The organism is Streptomyces sp. NPDC059853, assembly GCF_042731495.1.
In the GTDB taxonomy this organism is placed as follows: Bacteria; Actinomycetota; Actinomycetes; order Streptomycetales; family Streptomycetaceae; genus Streptomyces.
Genome location: NZ_JBHWJL010000525.1, coordinates 1 through 1,831 on the forward strand (window position 1 = coordinate 1; position 1,831 = coordinate 1,831).

2 protein-coding genes are annotated in these 1,831 nt (G+C 74.1%); both read right to left on the reverse strand.

The window, feature by feature from the left end; translation table 11 throughout:
• Nucleotides 1-829: asparaginase (locus tag ACFV5N_RS27540; protein ID WP_385605179.1), on the reverse strand; the 829-nt coding region annotated here is incomplete at its 3' end.
• Nucleotides 775-1,831 (reverse strand): amino acid permease (locus ACFV5N_RS27545; RefSeq protein ID WP_385605182.1); only part of this gene is annotated, 1,057 nt, incomplete at its 5' end. The genes ACFV5N_RS27540 and ACFV5N_RS27545, both read right to left, overlap by 55 nt.

The window sequence follows — 1,831 nt, forward strand, 5'->3', positions numbered from 1 at the left end:
CGTCCTTGGCCAGCAGCCCCGGCACCGCCCGCATCAGCCCGGTGACGTCCCGCCCGGGGCCCGCCACCATCCCGGGGTGCGCGCGCATCGCGTCGGCGACCCGCCGCTCCGGGGTGCCGGGTGCCGCCGTGACGAGCGCGGCGGCCGCCCGCGCCAGACCGTGCAGCGACACCGAGAACAGCGGCGCGCCGCACCCGTCCGCCGTCACCGCCGCGATCCGTTCCCCGGTGAGCCGTTCCACCTCGGCGGCGACGGCGCGCTGCAGCGGGTGCCCGGGGTCCGGGTAGCTGTCGGCCGGCCAGCCGTTGCGGCCGCAGGTGAGCAGCATCGCGGCGTGCTTGCCGGAGCAGTTCTGGGCGAGGCGGCTGGGGCCGTGGCCGGCCCGCAGCCAGGCCGCGCGCGCCGCTTCGCCGTACGGCAGGTCCGGTACGTTGCGCAGCGCTTCCTCCCCGAACCCGCCGAGCGCCAGGATCCGCCGCGCCTCCGCCAGTTGCTCCGGCTCGCCCGAGTGGCTGGCGGCGGCCAGCGCCAGCAGCTCCCCGTCCAGCGGCAGTCCGGCGCGTACCATCGCCGCCGCCTGCACCGGCTTGAGCGCGGAGCGCGGGTACATGGCGGCGCCGGTGTCCCCGGCGGACCAGGCGACCTCCCCGGCCGGGTCGAGCACCACCACGGAGCCGTGGTGCACCCCTTCGGTGATCCCGGCCCGCTCCAGCGCGACCAGCGGCACATGCGCGGGCCGCCGCACGGCGGCGGGCCCCGGTGCTATCGGTGTGTTCACGGCGTGCTCCCTCCACGGACGGCGGCGACCCGCGCCCGTACTCCGAACCATCCCGCCACCAGGGCGGTGGCGATCAGCGGCAGACACAGCACGGTGACCCGGCCGGGTCCCTCGCCGTCGGCGGCCATCAGCACCAGTACCGCGCCCAGGAAGGCGAGCGTGACCAGCTGTGTGTAGGGGGCGAACGGCAGCCGGTAGCCGGGCCGGGTCAGCTCGCCGGTCCTCGTCCTGCGCCAGAACGCCAGATGACAGATCATGATGAGCCCCCAGGTGGCGAGGATGCCGAGGGCCGCGAAGTTCAGCACGATCTCGAAGGCGTCCTCCGGCACGACCGCGTTGAGGCCGACGCCGAGCACGCACAGCCCCGCCGTCAGCAGGATCCCGCCGTACGGGACGCGGTGCCGGTTCATGGCGCCGGTGAAGCGCGGCGCCGAGCCGGCCAGGGCCATGGAGCGCAGGATGCGCCCGGTGGAGTAGAGCCCGGAGTTGAGGGAGGACATGGCGGCGGTGAGCACCACGAGGTTCATCACGCCGCCGACCGCCGGGATGCCGATGCCCGCGAGCACGGTGACGAAGGGGCTCTCCCCGGCGGAGTACGCGGTCCAGGGCAGCAGCATCGTCAGCAGCAGCACCGACCCGACGTAGAACAGCGCGATCCGCCACATGATGGAGTTGATGGCGCGCGGCACCACCCGGTGCGGCTCCTCGGTCTCCCCGGCCGTGACGCCGACCAGTTCCACCGAGGCGTAGGCGAAGACGACGCCCTGCACGACGATGAGCAGCGGCAGCAGCCCGGCCGGGAAGACGCCGCCGTTGCCGGTGATCAGGCCGGGGCCGCCGGGGTGGCCGCCCACGTCGTGCCGTGCCGCCAGCAGGAAGAGGCCGATCACCATGAAGCAGGCCAGGGCGCCGACCTTGACGATCGCGAACCAGAACTCCAGCTCGCCGAAGATCCGCACCGAGATGAGGTTGACGCACAGCACCACCGCCAGCGCGGCCAGCGCCAGCGCCCACTGCGGGATGTCGGTGAACATGCCCCAGTAGTGCGTGTAC